Origin of the sequence: Endozoicomonas euniceicola (genome assembly GCF_025562755.1) — a bacterium.
Taxonomy (GTDB): Bacteria; Pseudomonadota; Gammaproteobacteria; order Pseudomonadales; family Endozoicomonadaceae; genus Endozoicomonas_A; species Endozoicomonas_A euniceicola.
Genome location: NZ_CP103300.1, coordinates 5,185,874 through 5,205,748 on the forward strand (window position 1 = coordinate 5,185,874; position 19,875 = coordinate 5,205,748).

The window sequence follows — 19,875 nt, forward strand, 5'->3', positions numbered from 1 at the left end:
GTGCTGCGATGATTCAGTTTCTGAAGCGATACACGGCGATGTTTGTACTGGGAACGCTGGGATGTGTAACGCTTTCACCCACACAGGCTGAGCCCACATCGCAGTTATATTCCTCCGTTCCACCGCTATTGAGTAAAAGTTCTGAACCACTGGTGATGCTGGTGATGTCTGTGGATCATGAGCTTTTTAAGAAAGCTTATCCGGATTACTCCGATCTGGATGCCGATGGTCAGCTGGATACCACCTATAACGACCAGTTTGATTATCTTGGGTATTTTTTAAGTGGCTGGTGTTATAGCTACAACACATCATCAGGTCGCTTTGAGCCTGAGCTTCAGGCAACAGGAGACAATAAGCATTACTGTGAAGGATCGGCTTCCCACTGGAGTGGTAATTTTCTGAACTGGGCAACGATGTCGAGGATAGACATTCTTCGTCGTGTACTATTTGGCGGCAAGCGATCAACGGATACCAGTTCCGCAACGGTTCTGGAACGAGCCTACCTGCCCCGTGATATTCATTCGTTTGTTAAGGTTTACAGCGGATCAGATATCGGCAAACTGACGCCCTATTCCAACACAGTCAGTCTGTGTAATCTTGCCACCTCTGAAAATGGAGAACCCAGGGTGCGGATTGCCAGTGGTGCCTGGAATCGCTGGGCCTCCACGGAAGTGAAACAATGTCAGTGGGGAGCAGCGAACAGTCCGTCAACCTATTACAAAATGGATGAACTGACCGTTAGGGTGAATGCCTGTGTCAGTGGTAAAGACAGCGTTTCAAGCCGTTGCAGGGAGTATGGTTCGAATCAGTATAAGCCGACAGGCTTACTGCAACGCTATGGAGAAGACGGCAGTATTCGTTTTGGGCTGATGAGTGGCAGCTATGACAGAAATATTTCCGGCGGCCTTCTACGGCGAAATATTTCTAAAATTGGCGGGAACGCCAATGCCAGTGACAATGAAATTCATTTAACGGACGGTACGTTTAACCCATCTGTTAAAGGCATTATCCACCACATCAACACCTTCCGGATCGCTAAATACAGCTACAGCCAGAATAAATACACCGATTGCAGCACCTACGGAATATCCGTTAGTACTTTCAAGTCAGGGCGTTCAACCAGCTCTAACCGTCATTGCAGCAACTGGGGCAACCCGATAGCGGAAATGTACCTTGAGGCCTTAAGGTACTTTGCCGGGCGATCAGCGCCGACTCCGGCATTCAACACCAGCTCCGATAACGCCTTTGTTAGCAACCTTACCACTGAAACCTGGTTGAATCCGTTATCTGCTGCCAATGCCTGCGCCAACTGTTCCATTATTCTGTTATCGACTGGTTTGAACTCCTTTGACGCTGATGAGCTGGCCAGTAGTGCAGAGTTGCCTGGGTTGTCGGGTGTCGCTTCTGTCGACAGTAAAACCGATGAGGTTGGGAATTATGAGTATGGTGGCAGCTTCGCTGGAGAGTATCTGGTCGGCGGCAACGGAAGTACACGACAATGTACGGCAAAATACCTGAGCGGGCTGTCAGAAGCCCGGGGGCTTTGCCCGGAGCTGCCACAACTGGAAGGCAGTTATCATGTATCAGGTCTGGCATTTTATGGCAATCAGACGGATCTGCGCAGTGAGCTTGAAGGCGTGCAAAGCGTTAAAACCTATGCGATTCAGCTGGCCGACAGTATGCCCGGTTTTACCTTGAATGCAGGCGGCAACCCAGTCACCTTTCAACCGGTCTGTCACACCAGCTCCAATTTTGGCTCTGGCACCAACTTTTATGGCAGTGGCAGTGACTGTACGCTGACGGATGTGGTGGTAGAAGACTCGGTGCTTGATGGTCAGGGCAACTCGGTAGAAGGCAGCCTGCTGCTTACCTGGGAAGATTCGCTCTGGGGCAATGACTTTGACTATGACGCTTCTTCCCGGATCAAGTATTGCGTTGGCAACCAGTGCAACATAACCGCCGACTCCACTTTGAAAACCACAGGCTTTCTTGATAATGAACTGCGTATTGCGGTTCAGGTGGATGGGGTTTTTGCCGGATTGAACCTGCGCTTCAGTTATACCGTGACCGGAACTTACGATGATGGTTTACAGAGTGATTTTGTTTACAAGGGATCATCCGGTTTTAAAGCGAATAACTATGTAGCCAATAATGGCGCTGCGGGGGTGTTGCCCAAACCCCTGTTTCTTGCGGCTAAATATGGCGGTTTTCTGGATATGGATGGCGATGGCAGCCCTGCTAACAGCTCCGGAGACAGCCGTGAATGGGATACTCGCAATAATACGACAGGTTCGGCAGGGGCTGATGGATTGCCAGACAACTATTTCTTTGCCCGCAATCCTGCTTTGCTGGAAGCCCAGTTGGGGCAGGTATTACAGGATATTGCCAGTCGAGTGTCGTCTGCCACCAACACGGCACTGCTATCCAACAGTCATACGGGAACCGGAGTGCTGTATCAGGCGCTGTTTCAGCCAACTCAGGAATATAATGGCCGTACCATTACCTGGGGAGGGCTGCTGCATAGCCTGTTCGTTGATAGTAAAGGATTACTCCGTGAAGACAGTAACGGTAATGACAAGCTCGATGATTATGCAACGGATTATATCGTTGAACTCAAGTTTGACCCTAACGCCAACCAGACCATGCTGCAAAGGTATTCCACGGATGACGAGGGAAAGACCCAAACCGTTTCGGGGGCTTTGCAGTCGTTGTCCTCTTTGAAAACCATCTGGGACGCCAGGGATCAACTTGCTCAGGTTCAGGACGTTATTACTCAGCGCCATTATGATTCAACAGCGGATAGCGGGCGCTATATTTTCACCTGGCTGGATGATGATAATGATGGGGTGGTGGATGATGACGAGTCTTTACCCTTTACAGCATCCAGTTTTTCCGGCAGGCAGGGCTATCTGGGCGTTTCTGCCGCCGAAGTAGCGACAGTGGTTAATTATGTCAGAGGGGAAGAGATCAATGGCACCCGTTCACGAACTATTGATTACAACGGTGACGGGATAGACGAAGTGTGGCGTCTGGGCGATATTGTTCATTCTACGCCACAGCTGGTGGCGGCTCCCGGCTCACGCTATGACGCTCTATACAGCGATACCACCTATCAGGCTTTCCGTGCACACTATCTGAATCGTCGCCATGTACTGTATGCCGGTGCCAACGATGGCATGCTTCACGCCTTTAATGGCGGATTCTGGGATGAGAGCCAGTATGCCTATAACACGACCGGCACTCACAGTGAAACCCATCATCCATTAGGCTCCGAACTCTGGGCCTATACCCCTATGAACCTTTTGCCACACCTCAGATGGTTGCAGGAACAGGATTATCCTCATGTCTATTACATGGACGGTGAACCACTGACGTTTGATGCCAATATTTTCAACGCTGCGGACAGCAACTATCCCGGAGGTTGGGGAACACTGCTGGTGGTGGGAATGCGTCTGGGTGGTGGAGCCATTGACACGGATGTGAGTGGAACCACTCGTACCATGCGTTCGGCTTTTGTCGTGCTGGATATCACTAACCCTGAACAGCCTCCAAAGCTCATTGCTGAAATCAGCCATCCTGAGCTGGGTCTGACCACTTCTAAGCCGGTAGTGGTTAAGCGTCGTATTCCGGATACAAACAGTAGTGGTGAGGTTGACTGGGGCAAAGACGTGCTGACCAATGAGTGGTATCTGGTTTTTGCCTCAGGCCCCCATGGGGAAGGGGAAACTGGAATCAGAGAGGCCATTAACGCCGGTAAGAGTGATCAGAATCTGCGGGTTTTTGCCTATGACCTGAAAAACCGGTCGTTTGTTTCCGGTCTGGATCCTCTGGTTTCCGGTTTTCCCGCAAGCTATGCCGGAGACCTGACGGTTGTGGACTGGAATGGTGATTATAAAGATGATGTCGTTTACTTTGGCAGTGTGGAAACCAGCGCAGCCGACTTAGGTGGAGAGCTGGGTGGAGAATTGGGCGGCAAGTTGTTGAGGCTACAGATAGGCGAAGAGATTGCCCGGTCGCAGTTGTCTGTTCTGGCAGATAACGGGCAGCCCATCACCGCCGCCCCCTTCACCACAAAAGACTCGGATAGTTACTGGGTTTATGCAGGTACCGGGCGGCTACTCACTTACAGTGATAACAGCAGTTCAGGACAGCAATGGTATTATGGATTCAAAGAGCCGCTGAGCAGCAGTCGGGCTTTAAACTACAGCACGGTTAACTTAACAAATGTCATTGACACTACCGACGCAGGCGTTTTATCGAATGGGAACCTGGCTGGAACTTCGTTTAAGGTGGATGATACTCCGATTAGTCATTTTGACGAACTCCGGTCTGTTATGCAGTCTAAATCTGGCTGGCGTATACGACTGAATTACGATGGGCAAAACCCGGCAGGAAGAAATGTTTCCACTTCCAGTCGTTTATTCTCAATGCTGCTCTTTACCGAGTACCATCCATCCCTGAACAGTTGTCGTGCTGATGGTCGGAGTTATCTGCACGCTGTTCATTACCAGACAGGTACGGCTACGCCCAATAATGTGATTGGCTACGTTGATTACAGTGAAGATGAGGATGTCTACCTTTCGCTGAGTAAAGTGTTGTTAGGCGTTGGTTATGCTTCAGCACCGGTGATTCATCAGGGGCAGGAAGGGCGTCGGTCAGCAGTAACCCAGGGAGCGGGTGGCAGTATCGACCGGCAGACCCTGCATTATGGCTTCTCATCGTCTGGTCGTACCTCCTGGCGACAGATATTTGAAATTCCATGGCTGGGTCAGTAATACAGAACCTGATAGCCAGCCACTGGCTTCCTGAGTGTTTTCAGGGAGCCAGTGGGATGTCCAGTATTCTGCGCCAGGACTGGCGGCCTGAATCCGCTACAGGCAAAGTCAGGTCAACCGCACTGATATTACCCGCCCCGCCCTGTGTAATAATTCTGACGTCACCTTCCGGGGTGGTAGCCAGTTGTGGCTTGGTAAACTTACCCGCACCCAGAGAAATTCTTTTCACCGAAATATCGGTATCCGAGAAGCCTGCCTGCGTGAAGACCTGCCGTTCCGCTGCAGGAAAGGCCGTACCTGTCTGAAAAAATACACCATTCAAAAAGCTGCTATCCACAATGCTGCACTGGTTTGTTGGTGGCGAGTATTCCACAAAAAATATCAGACCCTGTGTGCTGGTACCCGAACTGACGCTTTTGTTGTCAGGTATTGTGCCATTGGTTGCAAGCCGGTTGACCCAGCCAGAGCCATTGTTGATTGCAGTGGCCAGTGCATTGAAGTTGCCAGCCGTTACACCCGGACTCACAGAAAAAGTACTGCCCAGAGTGCCGTTGGCCTGAACATCAACGTCCGTTGTATCGGTCAGGTCACTGAAAGTGACCTCAGTACCGGTAAACGCGTTTCCAGACCGGGGTTCTTTGACTCCGAAGTAGTATTCCTGTTGTCCACTGTTCCGGTCGTTGATGACCAGGTCTCTTCCTGTTCCGGTATAGACCCAGCGATGGTTGTCGGTACTGCGAAGCACCAGGGGGGCTGCGGTAACAGGGCGCTGTGGATTGGTTAAGGTACTCAGGCCCCACCCTGCTGGTGTTGTTCCGGACAGGTTCAGCCTGAGCAATTCTCCGGACAGATTGCCAGTGGTTCGTACCGAGCCAAAGTAAATAGTGTCATCGTAACCATCCTGCTCCCAGTCTGCGACAACCATTTCGCCGGAATAAGCATTGGGAATGCTGGTTGCCATGGGGTTGAACGGGGCTACAAAGTCTTTACTTTCAAGGTCGTAAACGTATACACGCATACTCTGGTTACTGGTGCCATTAGCCAGTGCCTGTTCTGTACCGGTAACGCCTGTACCTATAGGGCCCGAGCCAAACACAAGATACCAGTCGTTTTGTGCGGGGGTATCAAAGTCGCCATTATTGTCTGGCCTGCGTTGCCTGACCAGTACCGGGGGAGTGAGGGTAAAGCCGAGATTCGGGGCAGAAATTTCTGCCATAAGCACAGGCGGGTTTTCTGGATTGGTAATATCCATAACCACATAGGATGAACGCATTGTACGGCTGGAACCACTGACCGTCACATCAATGGGGCCACCCCCCATGCCCATGGCAGCAACGAGAATGGTTCCCCACCCATCAGGGTGGTCTGTGTCATCAGGAAAAACATTGGCATCGAAAACCTGCAGTTTCCCGTCCATATAAGGCACATGGGGGTAGTTGTTTTCGGTTAACCATTGCAAGTGAGGCAAAAGGTTCATTGGAATATAGGCCCAAAGCTCCCCACCAAGGGGGTGCGATGCGGCACCGCTGCCGCTGAAGGTAAGGTCAAACCGGCTGGAGGTTTCATTCCAGAAGCCTCCGTTGAAGGCGTGGAGCATCCCGTCATTGGCCCCTACATAGATCACTTCACGCCTGTTTTCGTAATGCTGCCTGAACCGCTCAAAGGTCTGATCCAAAGGGTTAAAAGTGTCTCCCCCGGTGTAGCTCCCCCTGGGAGCCCCCACTTTGACAGGGCTTGAATTAATGATGTCACCTAATCGCCAGACTTCAGTGGTTCCATCATTATCAAAGTCAACGGAGCGGGAACGAAGACCTGTCTGTTCTTGCCCCCGGATGTAGTTGACCAGGCTCGTGACCCCTGCTGCCGGGTTCCCCAGGTAGCCTTCTCTCGCTCCGGAAAACAGACTGCTGGTAAAAGCGTGCAGTTCCCCCGTATCAACGGTTGAATTGTTGTTGTCGTCCAGCCAGGTAAGGATGTGTCGCCCGTTATCTGTGGCAGTGGCATAACTTCGCTGGGTAAGAAGGTTGCTAAGGTCAGAGAGTTCGTTTCTGGCATCCCATAGTGTGTCAAGGTCGTCTATTGATACGGTGTTGCCATTGGGGGTCAGGGTAATGCCGTTGTCTGTGCTGTTCCAGCGTTGCACAGCAGTATTTCCTGAGGCGGCATTGAAGTTCAGGGTGACCACCGGGTCGACACTGTAGTCATCAAGGGTACGGTTGCTGTTTGCGTCTTCTCGCAGGTGACCTCTTTCGTCAATGAATAAGCTGTAAAGCCATCCAACCCAGGAAACAGTCAGGTTATTAACGGTTTCATCCGCACTGAACAGGGCCTGTACTACCGACCTGCTACCTTCCGGATCAGTTGTGACAACAGGGGCTGATGATGAGGAGACGGTGCCAGCCAGATTTTCCAGCAGCTCATTTAACTGTTCGTTCAACCGGTTCGGGTTATCTGAAAAGAAATAGTTATCGGGAATGCCGTCAGGCACCTGTACACCCGAGACATTGTTAACATTGTCCCATTCACGACTGTCATCGTCTGGCACGCCGTCACCGTCGCCATCAAAGTTGGGCGTTCCGTCATTGTCAAGATCGTTAAAACTGCTGTATTTGGCTGCCAGAATTAATGGTGAAGGCAGTGATTCTGAAAAGTTGGCAGAAGGGGTGAAGTTTTTTGTTACGGTTGTAGGCGTAACCCAGACGCTACACCATGTACTGCTACAAGGCTCATTAACAAAGCCGTCAAGTAAAGTACCCTGAAATATCATCATAGATGATTCGTTGTCACCATCATCATAGCCAGATAAAAGGCCGATGTAATCTGAATTGTATTCTGCGTCAGTCACCAGACCGTTGTGACCGTTGACGCCTGTCAGGGAGTAGCCGATACGCACTGAATAGGCTGCCCTTGAGAGAGCGTCACTGATTGTGACCTGAAAATTGTTATTGGATACGTTAACGGTATAGACTGCGGAGGCGTCAGCGTCCCCGTCGCCTCCCCAGGGAAAATCCTGCCAGAGAATCCTGAAGCTGATGGAAGTCAGCGCGCCGTTGGTGTCAACAGTGAAATTCCTGACTTGCATCTTAAGAAAACTACAGGGAAAAAACTCGCTTTCGTAGGTGGTAGAAATACCGTTTGATGCCTGACAGATTGGGGTGAGGCTCACGGTACGGGTCTGTCCGCCATTAATGGGTACCGCAAAGTTCAGTGCTGGTATGCTTTTAGCCAGTTCGACAACATAGGTGTTGACGGCTTGGTTTCCTGAAAGACCTGACCGAAGGTCATTGTTAAAAGCAAAGTGGCTGAGCCCTGATAAATAGTAGGAGCCTTTCATCAGTGGTGCTTCCGGGCAGATGCCACGAGCCAGGCTCAGACGGGGGAGAGTTCTGGGCAGACACTGTCTTACTCCACTGACGCCTTCTACTTCACCAATGACGTAGTTACCGGGAAAACTTAAATCAGGCTCCAGAGTTCCTATCTGGTCGGTCAGGGTTTGTAGTTGCGTTAATCCGCCACTGATAACATCGGTGAGGTTGTTATAGTTATCGTGGTCGTAGGAACTCTGTCCTGTCGATAATAGTAAGATCGAGCAGTTGGAGCAGGCGTTACTGACGGAAAGCGGATCTTGCCAGGCAGGTTTGGACAGTCCGAGGTCAGTGCCGGTTGAGTATTCGGATGATGCCGTTGACTGTCCGCTAAAATAACGAAGTGCTTCCAGGTAAATCTCAGAAATAGGGTTGCCCCAGTCACGGCACGGCAGTGGCTCCGTACGACAGCGAAAGGATAAACCCTGAGCGCTCCAAACCGGGGTGCATCCCGAAGGACCGCTTCCTCCACAGTTCATAAAACCACGGGCATAGGGATACTCTGCGATCCTGAGGAGGTCAATATTGGCCACTATCCCGTTATTTAGAATGAACTGGCCCGTTGACTGGTTAATTTCATCTGCGGCTGAACCAATATTTTTTCTGACAACACCACCGCTAATGTTGGCGTCGAAGCTACCGGTGATCAATCCAAAATGTACATCGTCCTGTCGTCTTTGTATAAGCCCTATTGGTTTTCTGCTGCTCCCGTAATTCAGGCAGTCGTTGCTCGTGGAGGCACTGTGACAAACCTCAATTCGCATCTCCAGTTGTGTCAGGATAGGATTGGCGCAGGTTAAATTACCGCTGCCGGCCCATTCATCCACGGTGTCGATCCAGGCAGTATCAGTCTGGTAGGGATCTGTAGATGAAGTCAGGCGAATCCTGACAAAAGGTGTACCCATAGATGTGATTGTGGCATTGCACATGGCAATAGCTGTACCGGTATAAGGTGTCAGATCACTCAGTGAAGGATCGCCTGCCTGTGGCTCGTAAACTTTATTAAAAGCGTGCCAGTCATTAGGGATTTCAGCCCGTTCCAGAACGGTCAGGCTTGCCGTGTCCGTTGAACGCATCCCGCCGTATATCAGTTTACGCAACAGGTCAATGCGGCTCATGGTGCCCCAGTTCATGAAGTTCCCGCTCCATGTGGTGCCGTTGCAGCTATGGCCGTTGGTTCCGGTTGCCTGTGCAACAGGACGAAAGCGCCCGAGACTGTGTGAATAGCACCAGTCAGGTTCAAAGTAACCGCTGTACTCAAAAGTGTCCATGTACGTCACATCCATGATACCGTCGCCGTCAATATCGGTGTAGTCGTCATAAACTTTTTTGAACAGCTCATGATCAAACGACAGGGCCAGCATTAGTTGGGGAATGCCTCTGGAGCTACCCTGAATAGGACCAAAAGTGTAATGGGACGAGGAGGCTAAAAGAGTATGCTGACCTGAATAACAAAAGCAGATAATGAATAGTACTATTCCAGACAATCTGTTCATGGAGCGTCCCTGCCTGATTAGCGGTTTGAAACTTTGGTATTATTTTATCCGTTATTCTATCCGCAAAAACTCAAGGCTACCAGCAGTCGGATGAGGCATTGCCGTCGCCATCAAAGCTCTCCCTGACGCCAAGGTGGTTCACCGTCATAGCCTGACAGTCGAAATCTTCTGTCAAAGGGCTGCCTGAGGCGGGCTCTGCTCTCAGTGTGAATTGCTGGGGAGAGGCTGGAGGAGGTGTCCCTTCCGGGGTTGAAACGCTGATTGTGTAGAACCCTTCCGGAGACGTACTGCCGCCGAGGTCATCCGTGTCCATTGTATAGGCGCTATTATACGTGTAAAAACGTTCCTGCTGAGTAGCTGCTGACGTAAGGGCCACATGAGCATCAGAGCGCCGGGTTTCAGTAACATACCGCTGGTATGAAGGAGTGGCTACTGCTAACAGAATGCCAATGATAGCGACGACTATCATAAGCTCAATCAGTGTGAAACCGGCGGCCTTTTTTCTATTCACAGTTCCTCACCTTTTGAAAGTACTTTGTAGCATAACGTGGGTATTTGCATCATCCAGCGTTGACAGAGCCGTTATGCGATAAACTCTTGACCAGTCCACGGGGTTGGCAGGATTGGGTTCAGTGCCAGTGAGTACCCTTGGCATGTAGCAGATAAATTCGATGATATAGCGAGCGCTGGTTCCTGCTGACGCACTGGCTGATGCAATGGTTCGTGTCGTGTCACCCCACAGGGTGCTGTCCTGCCAGGGTTGGTCATTACCAGCCCGGCAGGTAATGATGTTATTGGCGCTCGTGCCGGTAAAGCAGAGTCCGTTGGTGCAGCTGTTGTTAAACCGGGCAATGTCGCTGCATAAGGTCTGGTTCAGAATGCAGCGCTCAGCCTCCAGTAAAGCCGCTTCTGCAGCAACCTCTGCGATCTGGCTGTTGCGGTAACTGGCAGACATTTTTTGGGCCAGCATTGAAGATTGCATGGTGATTAAACCAGCAAAGGCCATAAGTCCCATAAAAACGACGGTGTAAAGCAGAGCGGCTCCGTTTTGTCTTGCCGTCCGTCTGTGCATCACTAATTCCTCAGTGCAACGGTCATGGTGAATTCTCTCCGGAGGAACCGGTCAGGTTCTCCCGATGCTGCAGGGGGGGGAGTGATGGTTGCTCCGTCAAAGAAATAATCAACAGGCGCTATGTCTGTTGGAACGACAGGATTTTCACTGCGTGCCAGTATGTGAATCCTTGCCGAAGTCACCTCATGCCAGTCCAGGTGCCTGTAAGCCCGGTCTCTGGCATTTATGTACTGATTGGCTGCACCATCGCCGTTTGTATCCAGACCATAATAAATACGCATATCTTCAACGCCGTCGACTACCGGGATGCCGTTCCTGTCTTGTATGTCTTTGCGTACGAGAGTCGGAAGGCCGTTTTCCAGGCGAATATAATAAACGACAGAGTCTACAGGGCTGATGAAGCCGGGATTAAAGGAGGTATTGCCTGTTGGGGTTGACGCGTCGTAACAGCGAAAGTCACCCTTTAATTGTGTTGTACAGTTCTGGAGTTCTGTTCCACTGCCTGTTGCATAGCTGACGGTTGTCGTACCAACAGACGATAAGCTGATAAGGGCAACCTGTGAGCAATCCTGCCGAATCAGGCCCACCGGTTGTTCGGTGGCCAGCAGGGCACTGACATCTGTGTCCAGTGTCAGAGAGTTTGAACTGAGGTTATGGCCGGTCACCTCAAAGGTCAGTTCAGGATTAAGCTTGAAAATAGTCAGGCTTTCACTTAAGGAAGCACTGTCAATGGTTGTCGTTGCGGCAGCTGCTGTCAGTCCCTGAACTTTATGCTCATTGGCTAACCAGTCAAAGATTGTCATGGTGCCTTCCAGAGCGTTCCCGATTGCTGCCTGATTGATGCAGCCTGTGTAGCCAGCCAGTGAAAGATCCCTTGATATTTCATTGATGGCAAATCTTGCGGACTCCTGCATTAGCCCGAGTTGCCGGTTCAGAAGGTTACTCTGGTTATTGGACAAAAACACACTGGTGACGGCGGTAATGATAACCATGCTCATCAGCGTTGATATCAGTACTTCAATCAGGCTAAGTCCATGCTGACCTGGTTTCGCCATCACAATGTCCCTCTGAGAATAACTTGCTGGTCGGTATCCCGTCCCCGGCTGTCGTTAAAGGAAATGGTAATGGTGTATTCCCGGTTTCCGGTTGTGGTGGTAAAAGCAATGGTTCCATCGCCATCTGGCAGGTATTGCCTGACCAGAAATTTCCACTGGTTAATGTCATAGTTGGCCAGTTGGGTTGGATTGCAGGAGGATGTTTCGCAAGCGTCCGGATAGGTTGTCGGAATACTGGCTGCCGGAGCAGAATAACCTGTTCCCGTTGTTGAGAATTCATTATTGGCAATGATTCGGCTCATCATATCGTAGGCCAGCATATTAGCGAGCGTGTTAAGTCTCGCCTGGTTGTTAAACTGCAGGGTTTGATTTTGCAGGGCGGCAGCACCGAGCAATCCTGCAGCAAGGATGATATTGGCGATAAGGACTTCAATCAGGGTAATACCATTTTGTGACCGGTTTTTTAATGAAGTGGATGAATGATTTTTTATCATGGGCAGGATACCGTGTCGGTGGGGCGCACTCTTCCGGACAGGTTTATATTGATACCTCTGGCAAGGTCGGCATTGCCATTGGCATCGCAGAGGCTGAATGCCCCGACATTCGTTGCGGTCGTTGCGCCATTGGCCAGGAAGCTAATCGTATTGTCTCTTTCCCAGGTAATACGGGCATTGGATTCAAGATGCCTCATCATTAACATTTCATCGTCTGTTGCTGCGCGCGCCGGTGCTAAGGGGCTTTTGTCAAAAGCCGGATCAAAGATGCCGTTATTGTTTCTGTCAATAAAAATAATCCACCCTGAAGACCAGTTATCACTGGTTGCAGAACAGCTGACAGAAGAACTCGTAATGGTTGTTGATGCGCAGGCCGCCACCAGACCACCGTTTTCTATTGCCTCAGCCCGGGCGAACAGCAGACCGGAAATCAGACTTTGCTGGATAGAGTCAAACTGAATTCTGCTGGCAATTACACCAATTTGAGAAATAGAAGCGGACAGAATGATGCTGCCTATGAACAGGGTTATCATTAGTTCTATTAATGTCAGACCACTGGCAGCAAGGTGCTTCATGATGAATGCAGAGGGCTCAATAAGTTAGAATTTAAAACTCTCTTTCCGAACTGCTAATCAGAGCTGATTTTATTACTACTAATTCGATTCTAGATAAAAACTTTATCCGGTGGAGGGCAAACCAATATTCTGTATTTTTTTGAAGCGGTTATCCAAATAATAAGTATTATGGTGTTTTTTTGACAATCAAAGGATCGGAGGAGCAAGTCATTGCTAAATTAATAAAATAATCCTGATGAAATGGATTAAATCAAAAGCCTGACTCCGGGTTTATTAATGACAAATCATAACAAAGAAACTATTCGGCTTTTGATTGTCGATGCCCTTGCCGAAGAAGCTGAAGCGGTTCTTAATGTATTTCGTGATGCAGGACACTCCACCCGCGCCCATCATATTGTCTCCATGGACAGTCTGGATGAAGCCTTATCAGGTCGACAGAAGTGGGACCTGTTGCTGATTTCCGAACAGGATATGCCTGAGGGCATAACGATCAATAGCATTATTGAACGAATTGATCAGCAGGGACATGATGTTCCGGTTGTGGTTCTCAGCGACCGCCTGGAAGATGAAGAAATCCTGGCGCTGATTAAACAGGGCGTTCGCTGTGTTATTCCTCAACAGGGGGATGAGTTACTGTTGATCACCGCAAAACGTGAAATTGCCGACCTTAACACCCGCCGAAATTACCGCCGCATGAGTGTGGCATTGAATGAATCTGAGAAACAGCGCAGAAACCTCCTGAATGATCAGGTTGATGCCATCGTTTATGTGGGTGAAGGCATAATTCGCTACGCTAACCCGGCATTTAATGTCTTGTTGGGGCGGGATGAGAATGAATCTCTGAAGGGGACTGTATTTAAAGAGCTGGTGGCCTCGTCAGATCAGAACGATGTTGATGAGTTTCTGGCCAGTATTGAAGACAGCGGGCAGGCACTGGCGGCGATTCAGTGTTCACTGAGGTCTGAGGAAGGCGATGTACCGGTAAGGGCTATGGTAACGCCGACCTCTTTTGAAGGACATTTCACCCTGAGCCTTCTGGTTCGTCTGCAGGAAGTGCAGCAAAACTCCATGGCGGACACTGAAGAAGCCAGGGTCTCAAAACCGGACAGCGACACCAGGCTATACGATAAAAAGCAATTTCAGGAGCATTTGGATGTTGCCATTCAGCGAGTCATTTCAGGCAAAGAAAAGTTTGCCCTGGTTTGTGTTTCGCTCGACACCCTGAAAGCCGTACACGCCAAAGGTGGGAAAAGGGTTAGTCAGCCACTGCTGATGGAGGTTGCCAAAAGGCTTGGCATGAGTCTTATCGAGCACAAGGCATCGAGCTGGGGCGGGGGTCAGTTTATGGTGCTGATCAAGGCAGCGGATAAGAGTGCTGTTCAGACCATTGCTGATCAACTACTGGAAGAAGTGTCTGAAACCCCGGTAACGGTTGGCAAGAATAAGCTGCCCGTCAAACTCAGCCTGGGGTCGATTCAGCTTACTGACGCCAACAGCGACGCTAAAACCCTGTTGGTCAGGGCTCGCCATGCCTGTGCTGAAGCACATCGGCAAGGTGGTGGCCAGTTGTGTTTTTACCAGAAGCGCAAGATAAATGTGGTCAGTTCGGTGGAAAAACATCTGGCGGGTATGGTGAGTCAGGCTATGCAGCATGACAACCTGAAACTGTTTTATCAGCCGGTGATCAGCCTGAAAGGTTCTGAGTATGGGCATTATGAGGTTATGTTGCGCATGATGGATGCCCGTGGTCGTGAGCATGACGCTGTTAATTTTCGTTCCAAGCTCGATAAAAACAGCCTGTGGGGAAAGGTCGACCGGTGGCAGGTTATTCAGGCAGGCAAAGACCTGATGAATAATGATATCGACAAGACGAAAACCAGAATGTTCGTCCATCTTGGTGGCAATGTGATAGGCGACAAGGAGTTTCTGCCCTGGATGGGAGTAGCGCTGAAAGCGTCTGGAATAAAACCTCAGGCACTGGTTGTTGAGTTGAGTGAGCAGAATGTGGTTCGATTCAGTAAACAGATGCCGGATTTCTTCAAGGCGGTCAGGGCTATGGGCTGTGGCACATCGGTCAGTGAATTTGGTTGCAGTCTTAATCCAGTGGAAACCATTGCCGCCCTGAATCTCGATTTTGTTAAGGTGGATGCTTCCTTTACCAAGGAGTTGACTAATGAAAGCAAAGGGGAAGAGCTGAAGGCGATGGTTAAGCAGTTGTCTGATAGTGGCAGGCAGATCATTGTCCCCAATGTAGAAAGCGCTGTCGAGATGGCTCCTTTATGGCACAGTGGTGTTGACTTCATTCAGGGTGATTTCCTGCAGGGGCCGGTGGAGACCATGAATTATAATTTTGATGAGTGATTACTTTATTCCCAACTTTGTCAGCAGCTTATTCTCATCTTTCCGCCATGGTTCCATTTTATCTTTCAAATTTCTTGACGGATCCAACCGGGCGGCCTCTTCGAAGAGCTTCTTCCACCTCCTCTTGCCTGGTTCCAGAAACCTTATAACATGAGCCTTTTGTGACAATAACTGAGCTTTCTTCTCATTAGAGATTGTACACGAAAGTGCGTTTTCCACATGGGTTAAAGCCTCCTTCAGATATGGGTAACCGTCTTCCTTCTGGCTTTCGTCCAGTCCCTGGTTTATGAAAAGTTTCAGGCTATGAATTGACTGAGCATGCTCCTTATCGACAGACAAAGTAACATTTTCGATATAAGCATCAAATTCTTCAGTGCCGGTGTATGAAATGGCTAGTGTCAGCTTGTAACTGTATTTTTGATCCTTTGTCAAAAATTTAGTATCAAGGGCTTTTGTTATCAGTTTTCTAGTGTGAATAAGTTTACCCTCTCTTGCCCAGTTGTAAGCCAGTGCCAGGTTCGTATCATGGTTGTTACAAGGTCTGCCTTTTTTCAAATCCCCGGACTCCTGCCTGAAGGTGGCCAGCAGCAGGGCTTCTGCCTCCTTGTTCTTGCCCATTAGCTGCCAGTGACGAGCCAGTGCCAGATTCGTATCATGGTTGTTACAGGGTTTGTTCTTTTTCAAATCCCCGGACTCCTGCCTGAAGGTGGCCAGCAGCAGGGCTTCTGCCTCCTTGTTCTTGCCCATTAGCTGCCAGAGACGAGCCAGTGCCAGATTCGTATCATGGTTGTTACAGGGTTTGTCTTTTTTCAAATCCCCGGACTCTTGCCTGAAGGTGGCCAGCAGCAGGGTTTCTGCATCATCGCACCTGTCCCGCTTCTCCAGGAGACGAGCCATTGTCAGATTCGTATCATGGTTTTTACAAGGTTTGCCCTTTTTGACATCCCCGGACTGCTGCCTGAAGGTGGCCAGCAGCAGGGCTTCTGCCTCATCGTACTTGCCCATTAGCAGCCAGAGACAAGCCAGTGCCTGATTCGTCTTATGGTTGTTACAAGGTTTGCCCCTTTTGAAATCCCCGGACTCCTGCCTGAAGGTGGCCAGCAGCAGGGCTTCTGCCTCATCGTACTTGCCCATTAGCTCCCAGAGACGAGCCAGTGCCAGGTTCGTCTCATCGTTGTCACAAGGTATGCCCATTTCGTAATTACCGGACTCTTGACTGAAGGTGGCCAGCAGCAGGGCTTCTGCCTCATCGTACTTGCCCATTAGCTCCCAGAGACGAACCAGTGCCAGGTTCGTCTCATGGTTGTCACAAGGTATGCCCATTTCGTAATTACCGGACTCTTGACTGAAGGTGGCCAGCAGCAGGGCTTCTGCCTCATCGTAGTTGCCCATTAGCTCCCAGAGGCGAGCCAGTGCCAGGTTCGTATCATGGTTTTTACAAGGTATGCCCTTGTCGTAATCCCCGGACTCTTGACTGAAGGTGGCCAGCAGCAAGGCTTCTGCCTCATCGTACTTGCCCATTAGCTGCCAGAGACGAGCCAGTGCCAGGTTCGTATCATGGTTTTTACAAGGTATGCCCTTGTCGTAATCCCCGGACTCTTGACTGAAGGTGGCCAGCAGCAGGGCTTCTGCCTCCTTGTACTTGCCCCTTAGCTGCAAAAAGCGAGCCAGCGCCAGGTTCGTATAATGGTTGTCACAAGGTATGCCCATTTCGTAATTACCGGACTCTTGACTGAAGGTGGCCAGCAGCAGGGCTTCTGCCTCATCGTACTTGCCCATTAGCTGCCAGAGGCGAGCCAGTGCCAGGTTCGTATAATGGTTGTTACAAGGTATGATGTCGCTTTTGTTAATACCTTCCTCCTGCTCGAAGAGAGCCAGCAGCTGGACTTCGGCCTCTTCGTATCGTTTTAGACCCTCAAAAGCAATGGCTTTCGACACTATGATGCTTCTACTGTCGATGCTTTTATCGTCGGAGTCGGGTAATTGATCAAGCAAATTCAAAGCGGCTTTAAATTGCCTGAGTTTATTAAGGGCACGAGCATGGCTTGATATTTTTCTAATCTCCTGCTCAGGGGTAGCTCCCCTGATCGCTTTAAATTCTTTAACTGCCTCATTCCATTTTTTTTGCTTGATGAATTTGTAACCATTATCCAAACGGCGTTTTACTTCCCGGTGAACACTGTTAGCAGAAGGGTTTAATTTATCTGTTCCAGTGGGAGTAACTTTTCTTGCACTTACACATGTCATATCTGATTCTGGTGAGTGACAACCCATCCCGATCATATTTTTCCAATAGTTTACACATGGCGTATCTGGTGAGTGACATGGAGGGGGGGTGATTTTTCTAACGGTTTCCTGAACGGTTCTTATTAATGATCCACCACGGCCTCGTCCACGGCCTTGCGGAGAAATATCGGTTGTCTTTGAATCGGCATTAAAAGCCTGATGTGGTGGTTTTATATTCATAAACGTTGTGACAGCTCAAAATGGATTTGGTTTCCTGACTCTTAATTTCAGTTTTACAGCCCCCTCATATTCGTTGAAAATAGCGTCCCTGAATTAAAGACTGTAGAAAGTGCTATCGAGATGGCTCCTTTATGGCACAGTGGTGTTGACTTCATTCAGGGTGATTTCCTGCAGGGGCTGCCGGTGGAGACCATGAATTATAATTTTGATGAGTGATTACTTTATTCCCAACTTTGTCAGCAGCTTATTCTCATTTTGCCGCCATGGTTCCATTTTATCTTTCAAATTTCTTGACGGATCCAACCGGGCGGCCTCTTCGAACAGCTCCTTCCACTGCTTCTTGCCTGGTTCCAGAAACCTTATCACATGAGCCTTTTGTGACAATAACTGAGCTTTCTTCTCATTAGAGACTATACACGAAAGTGCGTTTTCCACATGGGTTAAAGCCTCCTTCAGATATGGGGAACCGCCTTCCTTCTGGCTTTCGCCCAGTCCCCATTTCATGAAAAAACACAGGTTGTGGATTGACTGAGCATGCTCCTTGTCGACAGACAAAGTAACATTTTCGATATGAGCATTAAATTCTTCAGTACCGGTGTATGAAATGGCTAGTGCCAGCTTGCAACTGTTTTTTTGATCCTTTGTCAAAAATTTAGTGTCAAGGTCTTTTGTTATCAGGTTTCTAGCGCGAACAAGTTTACCCTCTCTTGCCCAGTTGTAAGCCAGTACCAGGTTCGTATCATGGTTGTTACAAGGTTTGCCTTTTTTCAAATCCCCGGACTCCTGCCTGAAGGTGGCCAGCAGCAGGGCTTTTGCCTCATCGGGCCTGTCCATTAGCTCCCAGAGACGAACCAGTGCCAGGTTCGTATCATGGTTGTTACAAGGTTTGCCTTTTTTCAAATCCCCGGACTCCTGTCTGAAGGTGGCCAGCAGCAGGGCTTCTGCCTCATCGTACTTGTCCATTAGCTCCCAGAGATAAACCAGTGCAAGGTTCGTCTGATGGTTGTTACAAGGTTTGCCTTTTTTCAAATCCCCGGACTCCTGCCTGAAGGTGGCCAGCAGCAGGGCTTCTGCCTCATCGTACCTGCCCATTAGCTCCCAGAGACGAGCCAGTGCCAGGTTCGTATCATGGTTTTTACAAGGTATGCCCTTGTCGTAATCCCCGGACTCTTGACTGAAGGTGGCCAGCAGCAGGACTTCTGCCTCATCGTACCTGCGCGTTATTTGCAAGAGACGAGCCAGTGCCAGGTTCGTATCATGGTATTTACAAAGTATGCCTTTTCTGTAATCCCCGGACTCTTGACTGAAGGTGGCCAGCAGCAGGGCTTCTGCCTCATCGTACCTGCGCGTTATTTGCAAGAAACGAGCCAGTGCCAGGTTCGTATAATGGTTGTTACAAGGTATGCCCTTTTCGTAATCCCCGGACTCTTGGCTGAAGGTGGCCAGCAGCAGGGCTTCTGCCTTATCGTACTTACCCATTAGCTCCCAGAGACGAACCAGTGCCAGGTTCGTATCATGCTTGTTACAAGGTTTGATGTCCCTTTTGTTAATCCCTCCCTCCTGCTCGAAGAGAGCCAGCAGCTGGACTTCGGCCTCTTCGTATCGTTTTAGACCCTCAAAAGCAGTGGCTTTCGACACCATGATGCTTCTATTGTCGATGCTTTTATCGTCGGAGTCGGGTAATTGATCAAGCAAATTCAAAGCGGCTTTAAATTGCCCGAGTTTATTAAGGGCACGAGCATGGCCTGATATTTTCTGAATTTCCTGCTGAGGGTTAGCTCCCTTGATCGCTTTAAATTCTTTAACTGCCTCATTCCATTTTTGTTGTTTGATGAATTTGTAACCATTATCCAAACGGCGTCTTACTTCCCGGTGAACACTGTCAGCAGAAGGGTTTAATTTATCTGTTCCAGTGGGAGTAACTCTTCTTGCACTTGCACTTGCACATGTCATATCTGATTCTGGTGAGTGACATGGTGGGGGGGTGATTTTTCCAACGGCTTCCTGAACGGTTCCTGTTAATGATCCACCACGGCCTCGTCCACGGCCTCGTCCACGGCCTTGCGGAGAAATATCGGTTGTCTTTGGATTGGCACTAAAAGCCTGATGTGGTGGTTTTATATTCATAAACGTTATGACAGCTCAAAATGGATTTGGTTTCCTGACTCTTAATTTCAGTTTTACAGCCCCCTCATATTCGTTGAAAATAGCGTCCC

Annotated in this window: 10 protein-coding genes; 2 read left to right on the forward strand and 8 right to left on the reverse strand. The window is 49.5% G+C overall.

The window, feature by feature from the left end:
• The first annotated feature begins 8 nt into the window (after positions 1-8).
• Positions 9-4,775 carry a pilus assembly protein gene (locus tag NX720_RS21040; RefSeq protein ID WP_262597260.1) on the forward strand — a complete coding sequence of 1,589 codons (4,767 nt, stop codon included), beginning with the start codon at positions 9-11 and terminating at the stop codon, positions 4,773-4,775.
• 40 nt (positions 4,776-4,815) lie between these two features.
• Here NX720_RS21040 and NX720_RS21045 read toward each other — a convergent pair whose 3' ends face one another.
• The 6 genes from NX720_RS21045 to NX720_RS21075 form a co-directional block, all read right to left on the reverse strand.
• Positions 4,816-9,636: a pilus assembly protein gene (locus tag NX720_RS21045; protein WP_262597261.1), complete on the reverse strand. Its 4,821-nt coding sequence runs from the start codon at positions 9,634-9,636 to the stop codon at positions 4,816-4,818.
• A 76-nt stretch (positions 9,637-9,712) separates the two neighbouring features.
• Positions 9,713-10,147 carry a type IV pilin protein gene (locus tag NX720_RS21050; RefSeq protein WP_318654062.1) on the reverse strand — a complete coding sequence of 145 codons (435 nt, stop codon included), beginning with the start codon at positions 10,145-10,147 and terminating at the stop codon, positions 9,713-9,715.
• Between the two features lie 6 nt (positions 10,148-10,153).
• Positions 10,154-10,708, reverse strand: a complete 555-nt coding sequence (locus NX720_RS21060; RefSeq protein ID WP_262597262.1) for a pilus assembly PilX family protein — start codon at positions 10,706-10,708, stop codon at positions 10,154-10,156.
• Between the two features lie 2 nt (positions 10,709-10,710).
• Positions 10,711-11,763, reverse strand: coding sequence for a PilW family protein (locus tag NX720_RS21065; RefSeq protein WP_262597263.1), 1,053 nt, complete (start codon positions 11,761-11,763; stop codon positions 10,711-10,713).
• Positions 11,763-12,257, reverse strand: a complete 495-nt coding sequence (pilV, locus tag NX720_RS21070; protein ID WP_262597264.1) for a type IV pilus modification protein PilV — start codon at positions 12,255-12,257, stop codon at positions 11,763-11,765. The genes NX720_RS21065 and pilV overlap by 1 nt, the downstream gene beginning before the upstream one ends.
• A complete protein-coding gene (locus NX720_RS21075; protein ID WP_262597266.1) occupies positions 12,254-12,832 on the reverse strand; it encodes a GspH/FimT family pseudopilin in 579 nt (192 codons plus the stop codon). Before NX720_RS21075 ends, pilV begins: the two co-directional genes overlap by 4 nt.
• 276 nt (positions 12,833-13,108) lie before the next feature.
• Between NX720_RS21075 and NX720_RS21080 the strand changes: the two genes are divergently transcribed.
• Positions 13,109-15,193, forward strand: a complete 2,085-nt coding sequence (locus tag NX720_RS21080; RefSeq protein ID WP_262597267.1) for an EAL domain-containing response regulator — start codon at positions 13,109-13,111, stop codon at positions 15,191-15,193.
• Here NX720_RS21080 and NX720_RS21085 read toward each other — a convergent pair whose 3' ends face one another.
• Positions 15,194-17,659, reverse strand: a complete 2,466-nt coding sequence (locus NX720_RS21085) for a tetratricopeptide repeat protein (protein ID WP_262597268.1) — start codon at positions 17,657-17,659, stop codon at positions 15,194-15,196.
• A gap of 216 nt (positions 17,660-17,875) precedes the next feature.
• Positions 17,876-19,786 (reverse strand): tetratricopeptide repeat protein, encoded by a 1,911-nt coding sequence (locus NX720_RS21090; protein ID WP_262597269.1) that lies wholly within the window; start codon positions 19,784-19,786, stop codon positions 17,876-17,878.
• Between the last annotated feature and the right edge of the window lie 89 nt (positions 19,787-19,875).

Bases quoted from the DNA above. Each gene is read 5' to 3' on its own strand.
- NX720_RS21040 (WP_262597260.1), top strand. From the start codon at position 9: ATGATTCAGTTTCTGAAGCGATACACGGCGATGTTTGTACTGGGAACG.
- NX720_RS21045 (WP_262597261.1), bottom strand. From the start codon at position 9,636: ATGAACAGATTGTCTGGAATAGTACTATTCATTATCTGCTTTTGTTAT.
- NX720_RS21060 (WP_262597262.1), bottom strand. From the start codon at position 10,708: ATGCACAGACGGACGGCAAGACAAAACGGAGCCGCTCTGCTTTACACC.
- NX720_RS21065 (WP_262597263.1), bottom strand. From the start codon at position 11,763: ATGGCGAAACCAGGTCAGCATGGACTTAGCCTGATTGAAGTACTGATA.
- pilV (WP_262597264.1), bottom strand. From the start codon at position 12,257: ATGATAAAAAATCATTCATCCACTTCATTAAAAAACCGGTCACAAAAT.
- NX720_RS21075 (WP_262597266.1), bottom strand. From the start codon at position 12,832: ATGAAGCACCTTGCTGCCAGTGGTCTGACATTAATAGAACTAATGATA.
- NX720_RS21080 (WP_262597267.1), top strand. From the start codon at position 13,109: ATGACAAATCATAACAAAGAAACTATTCGGCTTTTGATTGTCGATGCC.
- NX720_RS21085 (WP_262597268.1), bottom strand. From the start codon at position 17,659: ATGAATATAAAACCACCACATCAGGCTTTTAATGCCGATTCAAAGACA.
- NX720_RS21090 (WP_262597269.1), bottom strand. From the start codon at position 19,786: ATGAATATAAAACCACCACATCAGGCTTTTAGTGCCAATCCAAAGACA.